A 13,830-nucleotide genomic window follows, 5' to 3' on the forward strand; every position below is an offset into this window, starting at 1 on the left:
CCTACCCGCTTCCTCGCGTATTTTACGCCAGCGGGGTCACTGTCTTGGGCAACGCTCCAGCACATCAACCTGATATCGTCTTCTCCCAGGTTTTTACTGGCCTGTCACGCATCGACTAAACGACTACATGAATTGTGCCGCAATTGTAGAATCTTATCCTTTCGATTTATTCGGTGGTTTTTCTGTACTCTGCCGAACTGGTGACACTTGACATGTATCGTTCGAAGGAATGTTTGAGTTCATTATAGGTGGAGCGGTACTGACGTGGTTCCTTTTTGGTTTACACTTCTTGCTGGTTAGTAATTGATTTTATTTCTGTTTAACCAGTTTTTCGGTAGTATTCAGTTTCGAATGCTACGGGGTTTCGGTAATTTAAAGAGGAATGTAACCTCCGGGTGTTATAATACCCGTCGATGTATTCAAAAAGTACGGATCTCAATACCTCGAGGTTGATATATCCTCCTTTGGGAATACTCAGTTCGGCCTTTAATCGACTCCACAATGACTCCGCACAGGCATTGTCGTAGGGATCGTCAGCTCGCGACATGCTTTGTTTCAATCTGAAAGTTTTGACTACTTGCTTCATTCTACGTGACAGATATTGACCTCCCCGGTCAGAATGAATTATTAGACCAGGCTTAATTCCTCGCTTCAACAGCGCTTTTTCCAATGGCTCCCTCACCAGATTTTCCTGCATATTCTCATCAAGCTTCCAACTGACAATCTGGCGAGAGAACAGATCCATCCAGATACACAAATATGCCCATTTACCACCTTTTAGTGGCATGTAGGTAATATCCGACACCCATATCGCATCGGGGTGATCCGGCTTTGGCTGATCGAGAAGCAGATTATCGCAAATCCGTTTGCCGTGTTTACTGTCAGTAGTCCTTGGAATGAATCTGGGAGGCTGGATCGCTTTCAAACCCTCTCTTCGCATGATTTCAACCACCTTTCGACGGCCGATTCTGATGCCTTTTTGCTTCAAGGATTCCTTGATTCGTCGACTGCCGTAGCGTTTCATGTTCCGGATAAATTCGATCCGAACTTCATGCTTTGGACGGTTATATTTCTTGTCCGCATTATGACTTTCTCCGCGCCTGTATCGGTAGTAGGCCGTTCTGCTAACGTCGAATAATCGACATAGGTAGCTTACTTTATTCGTCTTCGACAGGTTGAAAATCAAGTCATAGACGTCTCTCAGTCGGACTTGCTGAAAAGACCTAACGCCTTTTTTAGTATCTCACGGTCGGTTTTTAAGCGTTCGTTCTCAGCCCGCAATCTTGCATTCTCAGCCGCAAGCTTCGCAGACTTACTGCTTTCACTATCGCCCGTTTTCGTTTTTGTCTTCATCGTCGCCATGCTTTTCCAACGATAAAGAAGATTTTCTGCAATTCCAAAACTCTGGGAAAGTTCTCGCGCACTCCTGCCGGACATTAGCATTGTAGTCAGTTCTTGCTTGAAATCAGCATCATAACTTCTTCGGGATTTTACCCCAAATCGCTTTTCCATTGCACTTAGGTTGTGCAAGAATGTGTGCCGCTTTTTGGAGCCACCTTAGTACACCTTAATCTGTACTTCTCGTCGGCATATTTTTCTGGATGTCTTGGGATCGGCTTATGCTTCACTGCATATGCAAATGATCGTTAGTCATACACTTCAAGAGAGTGATGAGATATATAGAGTTCTGTAGATTCCTTTAAAGAACTTGTGCCCCCAAAAAGTTTGCGCGGAAACTGGAAGGTGATTCGCCGGTCTTAGTCATGAACAGCCTGCTGAAATAGGCCGGATCGTCGTAGCCGAGGTTGTAGGCGATTTCCTTGGCGGTAAGGGAAGTGTGCGCCAGTAGCCGCTTTGCTTCGAGTATGATCCGGTTCTTGATCACCTCATTTGGCTGCGGCAGCCGCAGGCGGTTGAATTTGTGGGTGATCGTTTTTGGAGCCATACAGAGGAAATCGGCGTAATCGGCAACGGTGTGTTTGGATTTATAATGCTCTTCGACGAGCCGGGTAAACTTGCGGAAAAATTCCAGGTCGCTTTGCTGATCGGTCACATCATGGGTCAGATGCTGCCGTTTCCACGAGCGCGTGGCGCGGATGAGCAGCTGTTTAAGATAAGTGCGGACCATCTCTTCTAATGAGCTGTCGTTCAGGCTGAATTCCTGGATCATTTCTTTGAAAACCCCACTCAGGAAATCATTTTCAGCATCCGAAGGCTCCACTTTGGGCATGTTGCGGATGTTGTTGAACAGCAAACCGTCACAGGCCACTTCCTGGTCGTGGATCTGAATGCAGTAAAAATCGCGGTTGTAAAAAATAAAGTATCCGCTCTCCCGACCCGCTGCTTGCAGTTCCAGATATTGGTTCGGACTGATGAAAAACAAGGTTGGTTGCTGCGTGTCGTAGCAGGTGAAATCGACTTTTAATTTGTAGCCGGCAGGCAGGTAAAGGATCTTAATGTATTCCTTATACGCTGGCCCGTTGATTGCGTGTGTTTGCTCCTGACTTACCTCCAACAATCCCAGCGTCTTTAAATTGTTGTTGAAAACGGTTGTACTCATGGCTATATACGCTTATTGTGACGGAGTTTTAGGTTTTAATCGATAAAAACCTGTGAAGCGGTGATTGGCTCCACAGGGATATTCGCTTGATTAATTTCTGGCAAACTTCTCAAGTTCAGCATTGAATTTATCCATTTCTTCCAGAAACAGTGCATGCCCGCCTTTCTCGAACTTGACAATGTAGGAGCCTTTGATGGCTTTGTTGAGCTGTTCAGCTTGGGAGAAGTCACATAGTTTGTCGTTGATACCATGGAATATTGCGACAGGTATTTTGATTTTTGAAAGCACAGGGCGAAGGTCCAGGTCACGCAGAGCGCTGATCGACTGGGTGGTGGCATAAGGAGAGGCATTGAGGTTAATGCTTTCCAGCCATTTGATGGATTCCGGCGAAAGACTGCCTTCCTGGCCCTGAAATGCTTTTCCGAAGCCTGCTACCAATTGCTCACGGTTTGTTTTTGTCTGCTTGATCAAATCGGCTGCGCCTTGGTCGGTGATGCCGTAAGGGTAGCCTTCGCGTTGTTTCCACGACGGGCCGGTTGCTCCGAACAAGGCTAAGTTTTTGATATGCGCACCATTGTATTTAGTCACGTAGTGCAGGGTTACCGCGCTGCCCATTGAAAATCCGCCCAGTGTGACATTTTCGATTTTCAGTTTTTCAAGTACAACCTTGATGTCGTCGGAGAATGTATCGAAATCGTATTTACCGTAGGGCCTGTCTGATTTACCAAAACCACGGAGCGAAATGCCGATCACCCTGAACCCCTTTTCAATCAGATACTGGTACTGATATTCGTACATCTCGTTGTTGAGCGGCCATCCGTGAATGAGCACGACGGGCTGGCCTTCGCCTAGGTCGATCACGTGCAGTTTTACATTTTTTTCTACTTCAATATATTCTTCTCTTCCCAGCGATGCGGGTTTGCGTGTTTGTGCAAAAGCGAATTGTCCTTGGATAAAAGTGAAGAGGAATGCGATGGTGAAGGCAATGGTTTTCATCTGAGTAGTAAGTTTTTATTTTAAGTTAACCTGCTAACCGTTAGCAAATTGTCGTTGCGTTTTGACATTACAAAGGTGGCAGGTCCGGCGCCCGGGAAGAATGGATAAAAGACCATGCAGCTTGTACATTTTTCCCGGAGCGTAAAATCAGGACTTGTAGAAGGTCGTCAGCAGGACCAATCGCGCCTTGACCAGCGCATTATTCATCGGTTCAAACCGGGCCAGTTCCACATTGTTTTTGGTAACGACAATGTAAAACGGCTGCTTCATTTTCGAGGTGAGATGGTAAATGGTAGCCAGCTCGGCAATGTCTTCATACCACGCAGCCATCGCATAGAGCGAAGGGAATGGTGTTTTTGCCAGCCTTGCATAAATTTCCGGAGCGCGACTGATGGGTAATTGCTTTCCGCTTCGGAAGCGCGTTTGTTCGAGCAGCGAGTCAATGTATGGTTCAACTGGCACATTCATCATGCGCCAAACATCTTTGGTGAACGCTGTCGGCGGAACAACTGCGCTTGCTTCGGCAGGATGCGGGGTAATGTCCAGCACCGCGTCCACAATATGGGTCGCCTCATGCATCAGCACATAAATGATCGCATCCAGATCGCCACCTTCAACGCTTACATGGTAGTCAGCGCCCGGTTCCTGGTTGAAACAAGTGTTTTCTTTCCATGTTGCCCATTGGGAAATGTTTTCATCCAGCAGACTGGCACGAAAGGTAATGTTGAACATTTTCGTTGAGCGACCCATGTCCACCGGCGAAGTAAGCGCCGTATTCGGCATATCGTCCATGAAGCTGATGCTTTGTAAATGCTGTTTCAAAATCCGCTGATGCAGTGGTGGCAAATGCGTAAAGGCTTTTTCTACTTTCTCTTTTTCACCGGACGTCAGGGGGTGGTTAACCGGTTTCATACCTGCCTCACGGAAGCTTTTGAAAACGCTTTCAGGCGCAATTTGAACCCGTTGAGCAGGATCGTTTTCAAGAATGAGATTCGAATTTTGCGCAAACGTAAAAGTCGAAATGCACAACATTGCCATCACCGGCATTGACACTTTGAACGGCCATCTTCTGATCATAAGCTTTTTATATTTTGAAATGAAAGGATCTGCCGGAATGCAGCGGGAACAATGCATGGCACATTGCGGCAAATCCGGTTACGAAACTATTAACCCGTAATCTGTAATCCGCTGATCGCATTGCCGTCCAGTTCGAGATGATAAGCCATTACGGCCGGGCTGCCCGGAAATGAGCCGCTTACTTCCACAGTTAATTTTGCCTTGGAGCCATTTTGGTTAAAATCAATGGGTGTAACCTGCATCGTGTATTTTTTTGCGGCCGCCTGTATCCATTCCTTTATCTGGTCCCTACCTGAATAGGACGAACCTTCGTCGGAAACGGTTGCGTGTGCAGTGAAGTAATTGGCAAATGCCGTGCTGTCTGAATCGTTTTGCGCTTTGATCAGGCCGGCTATGTTTTCTGGAAGTTTCATGATTTTGAATGTTTATGTTGATTGGAAATGAATATTTGAGAATGAATATTTGACTGATGGGTAACTACACCGTAGGGACCGTCCCGCCATCGATCACGTATTCAGTGCCGGTCAGGTAGGCTGCGCGCGGTGAAACCAGGAAGCCGACCAGCTCCGCCACTTCTTTCGGCCATGCCGGTCTGCCGAACGGAATGCCGCCCAAACCATCCATGACGCTTTTGTGAGCTTGATCGATAGTAATATTCGAACTGTGGGCAATACGCTCTAACATTCTTTCCGATGCAGTGGTCATAATCCAGCCCGGTGATACGGTCAGCACGCGTACGCCTTTGGGCGATACTTCATTGGAGAGGCTTTTGCTGTAATTCACCAAAGCCGCTTTCGCAGCAGCATAGGGCAATGTGGAATCGTACAATGGCAGCTTTGCCTGAATGGAAGCAATGTGAATGATGACGCCCGCGCGGTTTTCGATCATGCCTGGCAAAAATCCGCGATCAAGCCGGACGGGTGCAAGCAAATTGATTTGAAAAGACGTTTCCCAATCCTGGTCGGAGAGGGCCGCAAACCCACCGCCAGGCGTTTCCGAACCACCCATGTTGTTGACCAGGATATCCAGGCGACCGAATTTTTCGATGACTTCATCCACGACTATCTGAGTGCCTTCCGGTTTGGACAAGTCGGCGGCAATGAAATGGGCGCCATTGTTTTCTTCCGGCTTGTTACGGGCCGTGATGATCACCGTTGCGCCTGCTTTCAAAAGACGGTCGGTGATGGCCTTGCCGGCTCCTTTGCTACCGCCGGTTACGAGGGCTATTTTATTTTCCAGTTCGTTTTCAAAATTGAAGTCCATTGTTTTGCTGTTTTGTTCAGGACAAAATTCAGCACAATGCCAGATGCTGACAAGTACGGATTTACGATTCAGATAGGGATAAATTTATCCCTATTGAACCGGCAGGCGCATCTGTTTATATTTGTCTTATGTACGAAAGAAAGACAATGCCCAACCTGAATTGCGGGCTCGACCTGATCGGTGAAGTGCTTTACGGCAAGTGGAAGATGCGGCTTTTGTGGTTTATCAACGAGGGCTTTCAACGGCCCAGCGAGCTGCAACGGAAAATTCCGGATGCATCCCGCCGGGTGTTGAATGTGCAGCTAAAAGAACTAGAAAGTCACGAGCTGGTAGGGAAGGTGATTTACCCCGTCGTCCCGCCGAAAGTGGAATATTACCTCACCGATTTCGGGAAATCACTCATCCCCGTTATTGGTGCCATCGGACAGTGGGGCGACCAGCATGAGCAGCGCTTGCGGACGCTTATTGAAGCGAACATTCAGTCTTAGCGACCACATGATCTTCACATGCATTTTCCAGGATCTGCTCCATTTCCAGGAGCAGGCCAGGGATAGGTGTGTCGCTTGTGTTGGTCAGGCAAAGCGAACCGTTCGTCGTCAATGCACCGATCGTTTGTTCCATTCCCTTCCCTGAGCGGACCATCGGGCCGTACAAGGCTTCCAGTTTCAATGGCCCGAAATCAGTAGCGTACTTCACCCTGACCAGGTTGGTGACCATGATATGGTGGTTAAACGCCTGTTTTAACGCATCCAGCATTCGCTGCATGTCATTGTGACCAAATACAATCTCCCGAAAAAAAGACAAATATCCCGTCGTGTATTCCGCGGAGCTGGTTCCGCCAAGCCCCGCTTTTGCCAGTCCGGCCAAATCCCAGAAAGACAAGTACGGTTGGTTTTCAAAAAACACAGACTGTGTGGTGATGTTCAGACCAAAATTATCGTCCAGGTCGAGGGCTGCCCTGGTGCAAATGGGCGAGACCAACTCCATCCGGGTTTGTTCCCATTCTGGACGCATTCTCCTGGAAGCCATCAATGCCGCTGCGCAAATTGCACCGTGCACGCTGGTATTTTCCTGTCTTGCGCGTTCAAGAATGTTGCGCGTTGTGGTTTCAGAAATGCGGTGCACTGAAACCAACGGGCTGACGACATCGGTCTTAATTTTTAATTCGAGGACTTTGTCAATGGTCTGGGCAGGCAGATCTTCCGGCAACCCGAGGGTCTGGTCATTGGAAACTTGCGGCTGCATCAATGCGAGTTCTTCTCCCGTGACGGCAAGGAGTATGTCCCGCGTTAAATGGCTCAATGACGTTCCATCAGCAACTGTGTGGTTGGCAGAAAGAATCAGTACGGTACTGTCTGTTTTTTGAACCAAGACCACCCTTAGAAGTGGACCTGCTGCGGTATCAAACCTTTCAGAAAGTTCTTTCTCAACCTCCCGTTCCCACGGGTAGTCTTGGTCCGCGTGCACCACCCTGAGCGGGATTTGCAGATTGCCAACATGCTCCAAGGCAGGCCGGGATAGTTCATCCAGGGCCACCCGGACCGAGAGATTGGGATGCCGTCTTTGCACTATGTCGATGGCCTCACGCCATTGCTCAGCGGGCTTGGTACCGGAGATCTCCGCGGCCAGGCAAAAATCCTTGGAATCAATCTGATCCAGCAGCCAAAACGTTTTTTCGAATGCACCTAACGTGCGGTTCTGTTGTCTTTTCATTTTGCATTGATTTAGATGAGCGGTAGCGCTTAGGACTTTGCCTACGCTACCTGAATGCAAAATTGGCTAGCTGAGAAACTGGATAGAATGGACAAAAGTCGAAGCGGCATGCACATTTGTCTACTTCTATAAAACCATTTTAAGATGATATATGCTGGACCACCTCAATTGACTGTTTGATTTTACCTGCAGCTTTAATATCGAATGTTCGGAAACAGTCTTATAGAGTGCATCTATTGTTTTAGATAGTTCGATCTTTCGGTCGTTTTTCTGTACTCTGCTTGCGTAATGTAGTATGGCCACTTTGACACTTAAAAGCGCCTTGAAGGAGTTCATTTTAGTGGTACATGAAATCAAATTACAGTATATTGCAACGATAGGGGTTAAAATGTAATTTAAGATGATTTTTGGGTACGTACGGGTTTCGAAGAATGAACAGAATCAGGACCTGTGTAAGTATCCCGAAACGACAGACAGTTTGAAATTAGAGATTAAACCTTAATTTTAAACTGATGAAAAAGACCAGATTCACAGAGACGCAGATCGTTTCGATCCTCAAGCAGCAGGAAGCAGGCATCCCAACCAAGGAGATTTGTCGGCAGCATGGCATTTCTGAGGCCACTTTTTACAATTGGAAGAGTCGGTATGGAGGCATGGAAGCTTCCGACGTCAAAAGGCTTAAGGATTTGGAGGAAGAGAATTCCCGGCTCAAAAAGATGTTCGCGGACCTGAGCCTGGATAACCAAATACTCAAAGAGATTTTCGTAAAAAAGGGCTGGGCTCTGCCGCAAAAAGGGAATTGACAGAGGAGATTGTTCGCGAGCACGATATCGCTGTGAGCAGAGCCTGTAAAATCGTTAGCCTTGTTCGCTCTCAATATTATTACAGCAGTAAGAAGGATGATTCTGAGGTAATTGAGTCGTTGCAGGACTTGGCATTCAAACACCCTTCATACGGGTTTAGAAAGCTGTTTGCCTACCTGCGAAGATCAGGTAAGCCATGGAATCATAAGCGAGTTCACCGCATTTATCAAGTTTTGAAGCTGAATAAGAGGCGAAAGGGGAAGCGGCGATTACCCGATCGGGTTAGGCAACCTTTAGCTCAGCCAGCGCAGGTGAATGAAGTTTGGAGTGTCGATTTTATGAGCGACAGTATGGTCGGCAACCGCAAATTCCGAACGTTCAACGTCATTGACGACTGCTCACGTGAGGCATTGGCCATAGAAATCGATACTTCACTTTCCGCGAAGCGGATCATTAGGACTTTGAACCGTATTGGAGAAAGCAGAGGATTCCCAATGGCGATCAGATCGGACAACGGACCGGAATTCACTTCCGGAAATTTCACGATCTGGTGTGAGGAAAAAGGCATTGAAGCCAAATTTATACAGCCAGGCAAGCCAACGCAAAATGGCTATATCGAACGATTTAATCGACTGTACAGAGAAGCTGTATTAGACGCTTATTTGTTCTTCGACCTGGATCAGGTCAGGCAATTAACCGCGGAATGGATTGAAGAATATAACCAGCGACGACCACATGAAGGACTGGGCAATTTGACACCATTTGAATGGAAGGAATCGCTGGTGAAAAAGAAAATTCACCACCAAATGACTGTCTGAGAAACGGGGTACTTACAGGCACTGCCAGTAAGTTTTATTGAAATGGCTCTAAAAACCAGTTGGTATTGTGCATTTCCAGTGGGGTGAATAGATTCGCTTTGCAGTACTGGTCAAATGGGGTCTTCGAAATCCGATCGACGAGATAACCTAGCAGTGCAAAGCCAATATTGGAATATTCGGACCTGTTACCCGGCTCGGTGTTGGCAAAATTCTTATTCGCTTGAGAATGCTTACCACCCACGGATAGATAATCGGCGAGAAACGTCCCCAATGGCATATCTGTTCCCTGATACTTATTTTCCCAAAATGAGAGCAGATAGTCCAGGTTATCCGCTATTGACGAGCGGTGCCGCAACAGTTGTCTGAACGTGATCGGAGTAGCTGGAAACAATGGATCGACAAGGCGAATGGAAGGTACCGGTTAATGTCATCATCCAGCTTGAAGTATCCCTTTGCTTCGAGTTGCATAACCGCCGCAGCCGTTATCGTCTTAGAAATGGAGGCTATGTGAAAGAACGTTGAATCTGTCACGGGTACTTTCTGCTCCATGTCTTGGAAGCCATAATAGCGCGTCCAGGAAACTTGGCCGTTTTCAACTTTTGCTGCGGCATGACCCGGAACATGCACGTCTTTCAGTTTCCCGATAGCCAGCGAATCAACCTTTGATGTCTGGGCATAAGCTAGTCCAGCCGATAGGAAAAACGTAGCTAATAGTAATGGACATTTCATAAACCGCGGAAAGGATGATACTTGAATGGGAGCTGAAGTTAACGATGTGAGCAGTGCAAACGAAAGTTACAAAGCAAAAAATGACGGTTGCAAGCCTGCACTGCGTCATCCAGCTTTTTAGCTGGCCGCACAACTGCCAGCCGCACCTTAAACCGCCGGATGGGCTTGCAACCAGGGGGACAAGCCCCGTCATTTTTTCATTGAGTGGAAGGCAGCGATTGCCCTGAGCACAACGCCGGGGCCAAAGCAACTTAAAATGCCTTTCAATCATGAAAAATCTTGAAAATGCTCCAAAAATCTATGTGGGAACCTACGGTCAGTATAACAGTGGTTCGCTGTTCGGTAAGTGGTTTGACCTGACAGAATATTCTGATCTCAAAGAATTCCTGCAAGATTGCTTTGAATTCCACCGGAATGAACTGGATCCGGAGCTCATGTTCCAAGACTGGGAAAACATTCCGGACTTTTTTATCTCGGAATGCAGCCTTCATAAAGAGGCGTTCGCTTACTTTGAGGCAACCAGCGAAATGGACGAAGAGACTGCCGAAGCGTTCGAGATTTACTGTAAGCAGATCAATTATTGGCCATCTAATGGCTGCGAGCTGGAAAACCAAATCGAAAGTTTCTGGGAAAGCTACCAAGGATTCTTTGGAGGCTCTGGGAAAGACGCTATAGTTGAATATGCCTATCAATATATCGAAGACACAGGTTTGTTGTCAGGTGTGCCACAGTCTCTTGAAAGGTACTTCGACTACGAAGCCTTCGCCAAAGACTTGTTTTTAGACGGTTACAGCGAACACGAAGGTCATATCTTCACAGATTGTTGAAGGCAAAGTGCCGTTCGATGCGGCCCGCATCGAACGGCACTTCATTCTTTTTCTTCCAGCGAGAAAAAGAGGAAGCAAGTACCAAGTGCTGACTATTATTTTCCGATCAAAAACATCGACTGCACGTGTCAATCGATGTTTTTGATTGTTAATGTAAAGCAGACAGCAATGGAAAAGAAGGGCAACCAACCAGAGGAGCGTTCGGCGTTGTTCACGCATCAATTAGTCACTTTGGCGGATCTTGAAAAATTTAAAGAGCAAATGCTCTCTGAGATGAGACGGCTGCTGGCAGGTGGAGGCTCTCAACATTCCAAACAATGGCTCAAATCTCGGGAAGTAAGGAGGTTACTGGATGTATCACCGGGCAAGCTGCATGCGATGTGCGCAAGTCGTCAGCTTGCCTTTATGCGGATCGGGGGTGTGATTTATTATGATAGAACTGATATCGATAAGATGTTCGAAAAATTCAAAATTGCGGCATCCAAATGAAATTCAACAACGCCCAACCGGCTTTGGATGCCAGTGTCCCCCGAACGAAGGCCACGTTAGGGTTTATTTTTTGTAGAAGGGATCGACGGCCCGAGAAGCAGCCAGGTTTATCTGCCATTATCAAAGAATACAATGGCAAAATGTAACGGTGAGCATCTAAAAAATTGGAAGAGACTTGCTTGGGCGTGGGTGTGGTACACCAAATGCGCCTGAAAAGGTGACGGGTTGCTAATTTTAACCCCTATCTGTCAGATCAAGTGGTGACTATTGCATAGTCTCTCCAAAATATTCTCCAGTCAGGTGGGATTCTATTTTACAGCATCAAAGGCATAGATATTTAAATTCGTACTCACGTATATTTTACCTTTGTTTCCGCTATATGCGGGTAATCCGGTAACAAATCCCCAAAACCAGGAGTCGGAACGTCCCTCTTCATGTTTGTCCGGCGATTCCATGTTCCACAACATTTTCCCGGACTGTATATCGGCAGCCCGCAGCGCATTAGTTGCGATCCAATACACCGTGCCGTCTTGACAGTAGAGATCACTTGCAAATGCGCTTGATGGTAGCGACCAGCGTTTCGCCCCCGTCGTTTTATCCAGACAGTACAATTTGGCATCGCCCGAGTTAACGAGTAGATTAGAGCCGTCAACAATCATATCCAGGGCTGTTGTGCTGGTTTCCGTAAGCCGAGTTTGCCAAATCCTTTTGCCTGTCATAATCTCATAACAATCCACAGCGGCGCGTGAAGTCATGTAAACAAAGTCGCCATCGATAACAGGCACGACACTCGCAGTTGTGCCGTCTTCGCTAATACCCAGAGGAATTCGGTCATATATCCATTTCTTTGTATCCAAATTGTACATACCGAACAGTGCACGTACGCTAGAGTATTTCACTGCCGGACCCGGCTCTGCGTAGGGTATGATCAAGTAGCTTTTCCCGTCCTTTTTGAATGCATGAAAGTTTATAATCGCACCGCCCATATCCACGCGACCATCAACTTTCTTAAAATACTCATCGCTATACTTCGGCATTGCGATTTGTCGCAGGTCGCCATTCTGATAATTACCCTCATATATAGCGTCTTTGGCAATATCGAGGGCCATTATTTCTGGGTCGGACGCTTTGATAAAGTAACGGTCGTCAAGAAAGGAAGCGTGTGGGCCAATACCAGGTAGCTCGCTCTTCCCCTTCCATATGGTCTTGCCTGCATCCGTGTCAACAAAATACCGGGATCGCCCATCATGTAAAAGCATCCTGCCTTTCTGAACATCAATGCTCTGACGAATGGTGTTGGCGATCCTTTTATCGAACAGGTCGTCCCATTCCCAAATATTTCTTCCTGTTTGTATGTCTTTAAGTTGCAGAAAATTGTCACCATAGCCTTCCGGCGGCGTAGAATTTTTCATCGCCACGCAAAGAAGCCCTTTCCCGTCAACTAAATATCCTCTTGATATTGCTGATAAGCGGGCGCCGTCCGAGATACGAGATTTCCATAAAAAGGGCATTTTAGTAACCACGCCATCCTTGTCGACCTGGGTACCAATCTTCTCCTGATTGCAGCTCTGCAACCAGGAGAAGAACAATATAAATAGTAGCTTACGCATTTATCTGAGGTCAATTTGGAAGTGCCCACTTTGGTCACCGTTATTGAAAACCCAATCCAACGTCGGTCTTACCCTATCCGGTCGCTTAAATTCTCCGTGATTGGTGTTCGGAGCTTCAAGGTGGATTCCTTGCCAGCTTCCGCCATCATTCGTCGCTGATCGTTGAGTTACTACTCCATCACTCGGGTAGTCATGGTACACGGTATAAGAATGATATACCTGATCTGTACAATAGTCATCACAATAACCGGGTGGGGGACTTGATGCATAGCACGCTTGCCATTGGTTTGCATCGCACGTTACAACAGTTTCATACCATGAGACCAATTCTGTGTAATTAGAACCAATCACTTCCTCCCATCCAGCGTTTGAGTCATTGTTAACCCAGTTTTTACCTTCTTCCCATTTGCCCTTACGCCATTGATGGAACCCATGCATGGGCAGGTTTGCCCAACTCAATGCTTCCTCACCATTGGCGATTGTATTATAAATGTCAGCGGCAGTAGATGCAATACTTACTCCCTGATCATCGGTTCCATTATCGGATGAGTATGTTCCGACGGTTCGCCATAAAAGCGGATAAACTTCATTTCCCCAAATTAGTATTTTCGGTACGGTAGCACCCTGGAATTGCGCGCCGGATTGATAGTTACTATTGGGGTGCAAATCCACCGCGGTTTGTCCGACGAGGCCGAAGCTATTCATCAACGTACTATTCGCTTTGGAAGCAAGCGTGCCGGAAAAAAGCTGGCCGAGAATACTCACTTGGTGGATTAGTATTCCTAGGTTCGGAAAGATTGGAGGTGCTGTTCCTGCTCCAACTCCCGGTCCGGCCATCATCCGGTCGATACCATTGTTGATGAATGCAGTGTTTGTTCCATCCGAAGCCGATGCAGATATTTTTGCACCTCGCAAAGGCGATCCCATGGTTACTATACCTCTCCA

The 13,830-nt window shown here is 47.1% G+C and carries 16 protein-coding genes; 4 read left to right on the forward strand and 12 right to left on the reverse strand.

The window, feature by feature from the left end; translation table 11 throughout:
• Positions 1-319 precede the first annotated feature (319 nt).
• From DFER_RS04305 to DFER_RS04335, 7 genes are all read right to left on the reverse strand, one after another.
• Complete coding sequence (locus tag DFER_RS04305) at positions 320-1,186, reverse strand: IS3 family transposase (RefSeq protein WP_015810383.1); 867 nt, start codon at positions 1,184-1,186, stop codon at positions 320-322.
• 14 nt (positions 1,187-1,200) lie between these two features.
• A complete protein-coding gene (locus DFER_RS04310) occupies positions 1,201-1,512 on the reverse strand; it encodes a transposase (protein WP_015810378.1) in 312 nt (103 codons plus the stop codon).
• Between the two features lie 187 nt (positions 1,513-1,699).
• Positions 1,700-2,560 (reverse strand): helix-turn-helix domain-containing protein, encoded by an 861-nt coding sequence (locus DFER_RS04315; RefSeq protein ID WP_015810384.1) that lies wholly within the window; start codon positions 2,558-2,560, stop codon positions 1,700-1,702.
• A 90-nt stretch (positions 2,561-2,650) separates the two neighbouring features.
• The gene (locus tag DFER_RS04320; RefSeq protein ID WP_015810385.1) at positions 2,651-3,556 is read right to left on the reverse strand and encodes an alpha/beta fold hydrolase; all 906 of its coding nucleotides are present in this window, start codon (positions 3,554-3,556) and stop codon (positions 2,651-2,653) included.
• Positions 3,557-3,703: 147 nt separating this feature from the next.
• Positions 3,704-4,633: a hypothetical protein gene (locus tag DFER_RS04325; RefSeq protein ID WP_143828660.1), complete on the reverse strand. Its 930-nt coding sequence runs from the start codon at positions 4,631-4,633 to the stop codon at positions 3,704-3,706.
• An 89-nt stretch (positions 4,634-4,722) separates the two neighbouring features.
• Positions 4,723-5,046 (reverse strand): nuclear transport factor 2 family protein, encoded by a 324-nt coding sequence (locus DFER_RS04330; RefSeq protein WP_015810388.1) that lies wholly within the window; start codon positions 5,044-5,046, stop codon positions 4,723-4,725.
• Positions 5,047-5,110: 64 nt separating this feature from the next.
• Positions 5,111-5,896, reverse strand: a complete 786-nt coding sequence (locus tag DFER_RS04335) for an SDR family oxidoreductase (RefSeq protein ID WP_015810389.1) — start codon at positions 5,894-5,896, stop codon at positions 5,111-5,113.
• A 128-nt stretch (positions 5,897-6,024) separates the two neighbouring features.
• Here DFER_RS04335 and DFER_RS04340 point away from each other — a divergent pair, with 128 nt between their 5' ends.
• Positions 6,025-6,384 (forward strand): winged helix-turn-helix transcriptional regulator, encoded by a 360-nt coding sequence (locus DFER_RS04340; RefSeq protein WP_015810390.1) that lies wholly within the window; start codon positions 6,025-6,027, stop codon positions 6,382-6,384.
• On the opposite strand, the gene DFER_RS04345 is transcribed toward DFER_RS04340, so the two are convergent.
• Positions 6,359-7,609, reverse strand: coding sequence for a phthiocerol/phthiodiolone dimycocerosyl transferase family protein (locus DFER_RS04345; protein WP_015810391.1), 1,251 nt, complete (start codon positions 7,607-7,609; stop codon positions 6,359-6,361). The genes DFER_RS04340 and DFER_RS04345 overlap by 26 nt on opposite strands.
• A gap of 512 nt (positions 7,610-8,121) precedes the next feature.
• Between DFER_RS04345 and DFER_RS04355 the strand changes: the two genes are divergently transcribed.
• Positions 8,122-9,230, forward strand: a protein-coding gene (locus DFER_RS04355) for an IS3 family transposase (RefSeq protein ID WP_222837289.1) whose coding sequence is annotated in 2 segments (ribosomal slippage) — positions 8,122-8,371 and positions 8,371-9,230 — 1,110 coding nt in all. Because the reading frame shifts where the segments join, the coding sequence is not laid out codon by codon here.
• Positions 9,231-9,264: 34 nt separating this feature from the next.
• On the opposite strand, the gene DFER_RS30840 is transcribed toward DFER_RS04355, so the two are convergent.
• Both DFER_RS30840 and DFER_RS30845 read right to left on the reverse strand, forming a co-directional pair.
• Positions 9,265-9,621, reverse strand: coding sequence for a serine hydrolase (locus tag DFER_RS30840; protein WP_374754553.1), 357 nt, complete (start codon positions 9,619-9,621; stop codon positions 9,265-9,267).
• Positions 9,564-9,959: a serine hydrolase domain-containing protein gene (locus DFER_RS30845; RefSeq protein ID WP_050774616.1), complete on the reverse strand. Its 396-nt coding sequence runs from the start codon at positions 9,957-9,959 to the stop codon at positions 9,564-9,566. Before DFER_RS30845 ends, DFER_RS30840 begins: the two co-directional genes overlap by 58 nt.
• A 269-nt stretch (positions 9,960-10,228) precedes the next feature.
• Here DFER_RS30845 and DFER_RS04365 point away from each other — a divergent pair, with 269 nt between their 5' ends.
• Together DFER_RS04365 and DFER_RS04370 are read left to right on the forward strand one after the other, a co-directional pair.
• The gene (locus DFER_RS04365) at positions 10,229-10,786 is read left to right on the forward strand and encodes an antirestriction protein ArdA (protein WP_015810392.1); all 558 of its coding nucleotides are present in this window, start codon (positions 10,229-10,231) and stop codon (positions 10,784-10,786) included.
• A 135-nt stretch (positions 10,787-10,921) separates the two neighbouring features.
• The gene (locus DFER_RS04370; protein WP_015810393.1) at positions 10,922-11,275 is read left to right on the forward strand and encodes a helix-turn-helix domain-containing protein; all 354 of its coding nucleotides are present in this window, start codon (positions 10,922-10,924) and stop codon (positions 11,273-11,275) included.
• A 308-nt stretch (positions 11,276-11,583) separates the two neighbouring features.
• On the opposite strand, the gene DFER_RS04375 is transcribed toward DFER_RS04370, so the two are convergent.
• Both DFER_RS04375 and DFER_RS04380 read right to left on the reverse strand, forming a co-directional pair.
• Complete coding sequence (locus DFER_RS04375) at positions 11,584-12,885, reverse strand: outer membrane protein assembly factor BamB family protein (RefSeq protein WP_015810394.1); 1,302 nt, start codon at positions 12,883-12,885, stop codon at positions 11,584-11,586.
• On the reverse strand, positions 12,886-13,812 hold the full coding sequence (locus tag DFER_RS04380) for a hypothetical protein (protein ID WP_187293429.1): 927 nt from the start codon (positions 13,810-13,812) through the stop codon (positions 12,886-12,888). It lies immediately after the preceding gene.
• Positions 13,813-13,830: the final 18 nt, after the last annotated feature.

Source organism: Dyadobacter fermentans DSM 18053, assembly GCF_000023125.1.
GTDB lineage: Bacteria > Bacteroidota > Bacteroidia > Cytophagales > Spirosomataceae > Dyadobacter > Dyadobacter fermentans.

What these genes read in the sequence shown, in the direction of transcription:
- DFER_RS04345 (WP_015810391.1), bottom strand. Translation starts at nt 7,609, where the DNA reads ATGAAAAGACAACAGAACCGCACGTTAGGTGCATTCGAAAAAACGTTT.
- DFER_RS04325 (WP_143828660.1), bottom strand. Translation starts at nt 4,633, where the DNA reads ATGATCAGAAGATGGCCGTTCAAAGTGTCAATGCCGGTGATGGCAATG.
- DFER_RS04320 (WP_015810385.1), bottom strand. Translation starts at nt 3,556, where the DNA reads ATGAAAACCATTGCCTTCACCATCGCATTCCTCTTCACTTTTATCCAA.
- DFER_RS04315 (WP_015810384.1), bottom strand. Translation starts at nt 2,560, where the DNA reads ATGAGTACAACCGTTTTCAACAACAATTTAAAGACGCTGGGATTGTTG.
- DFER_RS04330 (WP_015810388.1), bottom strand. Translation starts at nt 5,046, where the DNA reads ATGAAACTTCCAGAAAACATAGCCGGCCTGATCAAAGCGCAAAACGAT.
- DFER_RS04340 (WP_015810390.1), top strand. Translation starts at nt 6,025, where the DNA reads ATGTACGAAAGAAAGACAATGCCCAACCTGAATTGCGGGCTCGACCTG.
- DFER_RS04310 (WP_015810378.1), bottom strand. Translation starts at nt 1,512, where the DNA reads ATGGAAAAGCGATTTGGGGTAAAATCCCGAAGAAGTTATGATGCTGAT.
- DFER_RS30845 (WP_050774616.1), bottom strand. Translation starts at nt 9,959, where the DNA reads ATGAAATGTCCATTACTATTAGCTACGTTTTTCCTATCGGCTGGACTA.
- DFER_RS04365 (WP_015810392.1), top strand. Translation starts at nt 10,229, where the DNA reads ATGAAAAATCTTGAAAATGCTCCAAAAATCTATGTGGGAACCTACGGT.
- DFER_RS04370 (WP_015810393.1), top strand. Translation starts at nt 10,922, where the DNA reads ATGTTTTTGATTGTTAATGTAAAGCAGACAGCAATGGAAAAGAAGGGC.
- DFER_RS04380 (WP_187293429.1), bottom strand. Translation starts at nt 13,812, where the DNA reads ATGGGATCGCCTTTGCGAGGTGCAAAAATATCTGCATCGGCTTCGGAT.
- DFER_RS04335 (WP_015810389.1), bottom strand. Translation starts at nt 5,896, where the DNA reads ATGGACTTCAATTTTGAAAACGAACTGGAAAATAAAATAGCCCTCGTA.
- DFER_RS04375 (WP_015810394.1), bottom strand. Translation starts at nt 12,885, where the DNA reads ATGCGTAAGCTACTATTTATATTGTTCTTCTCCTGGTTGCAGAGCTGC.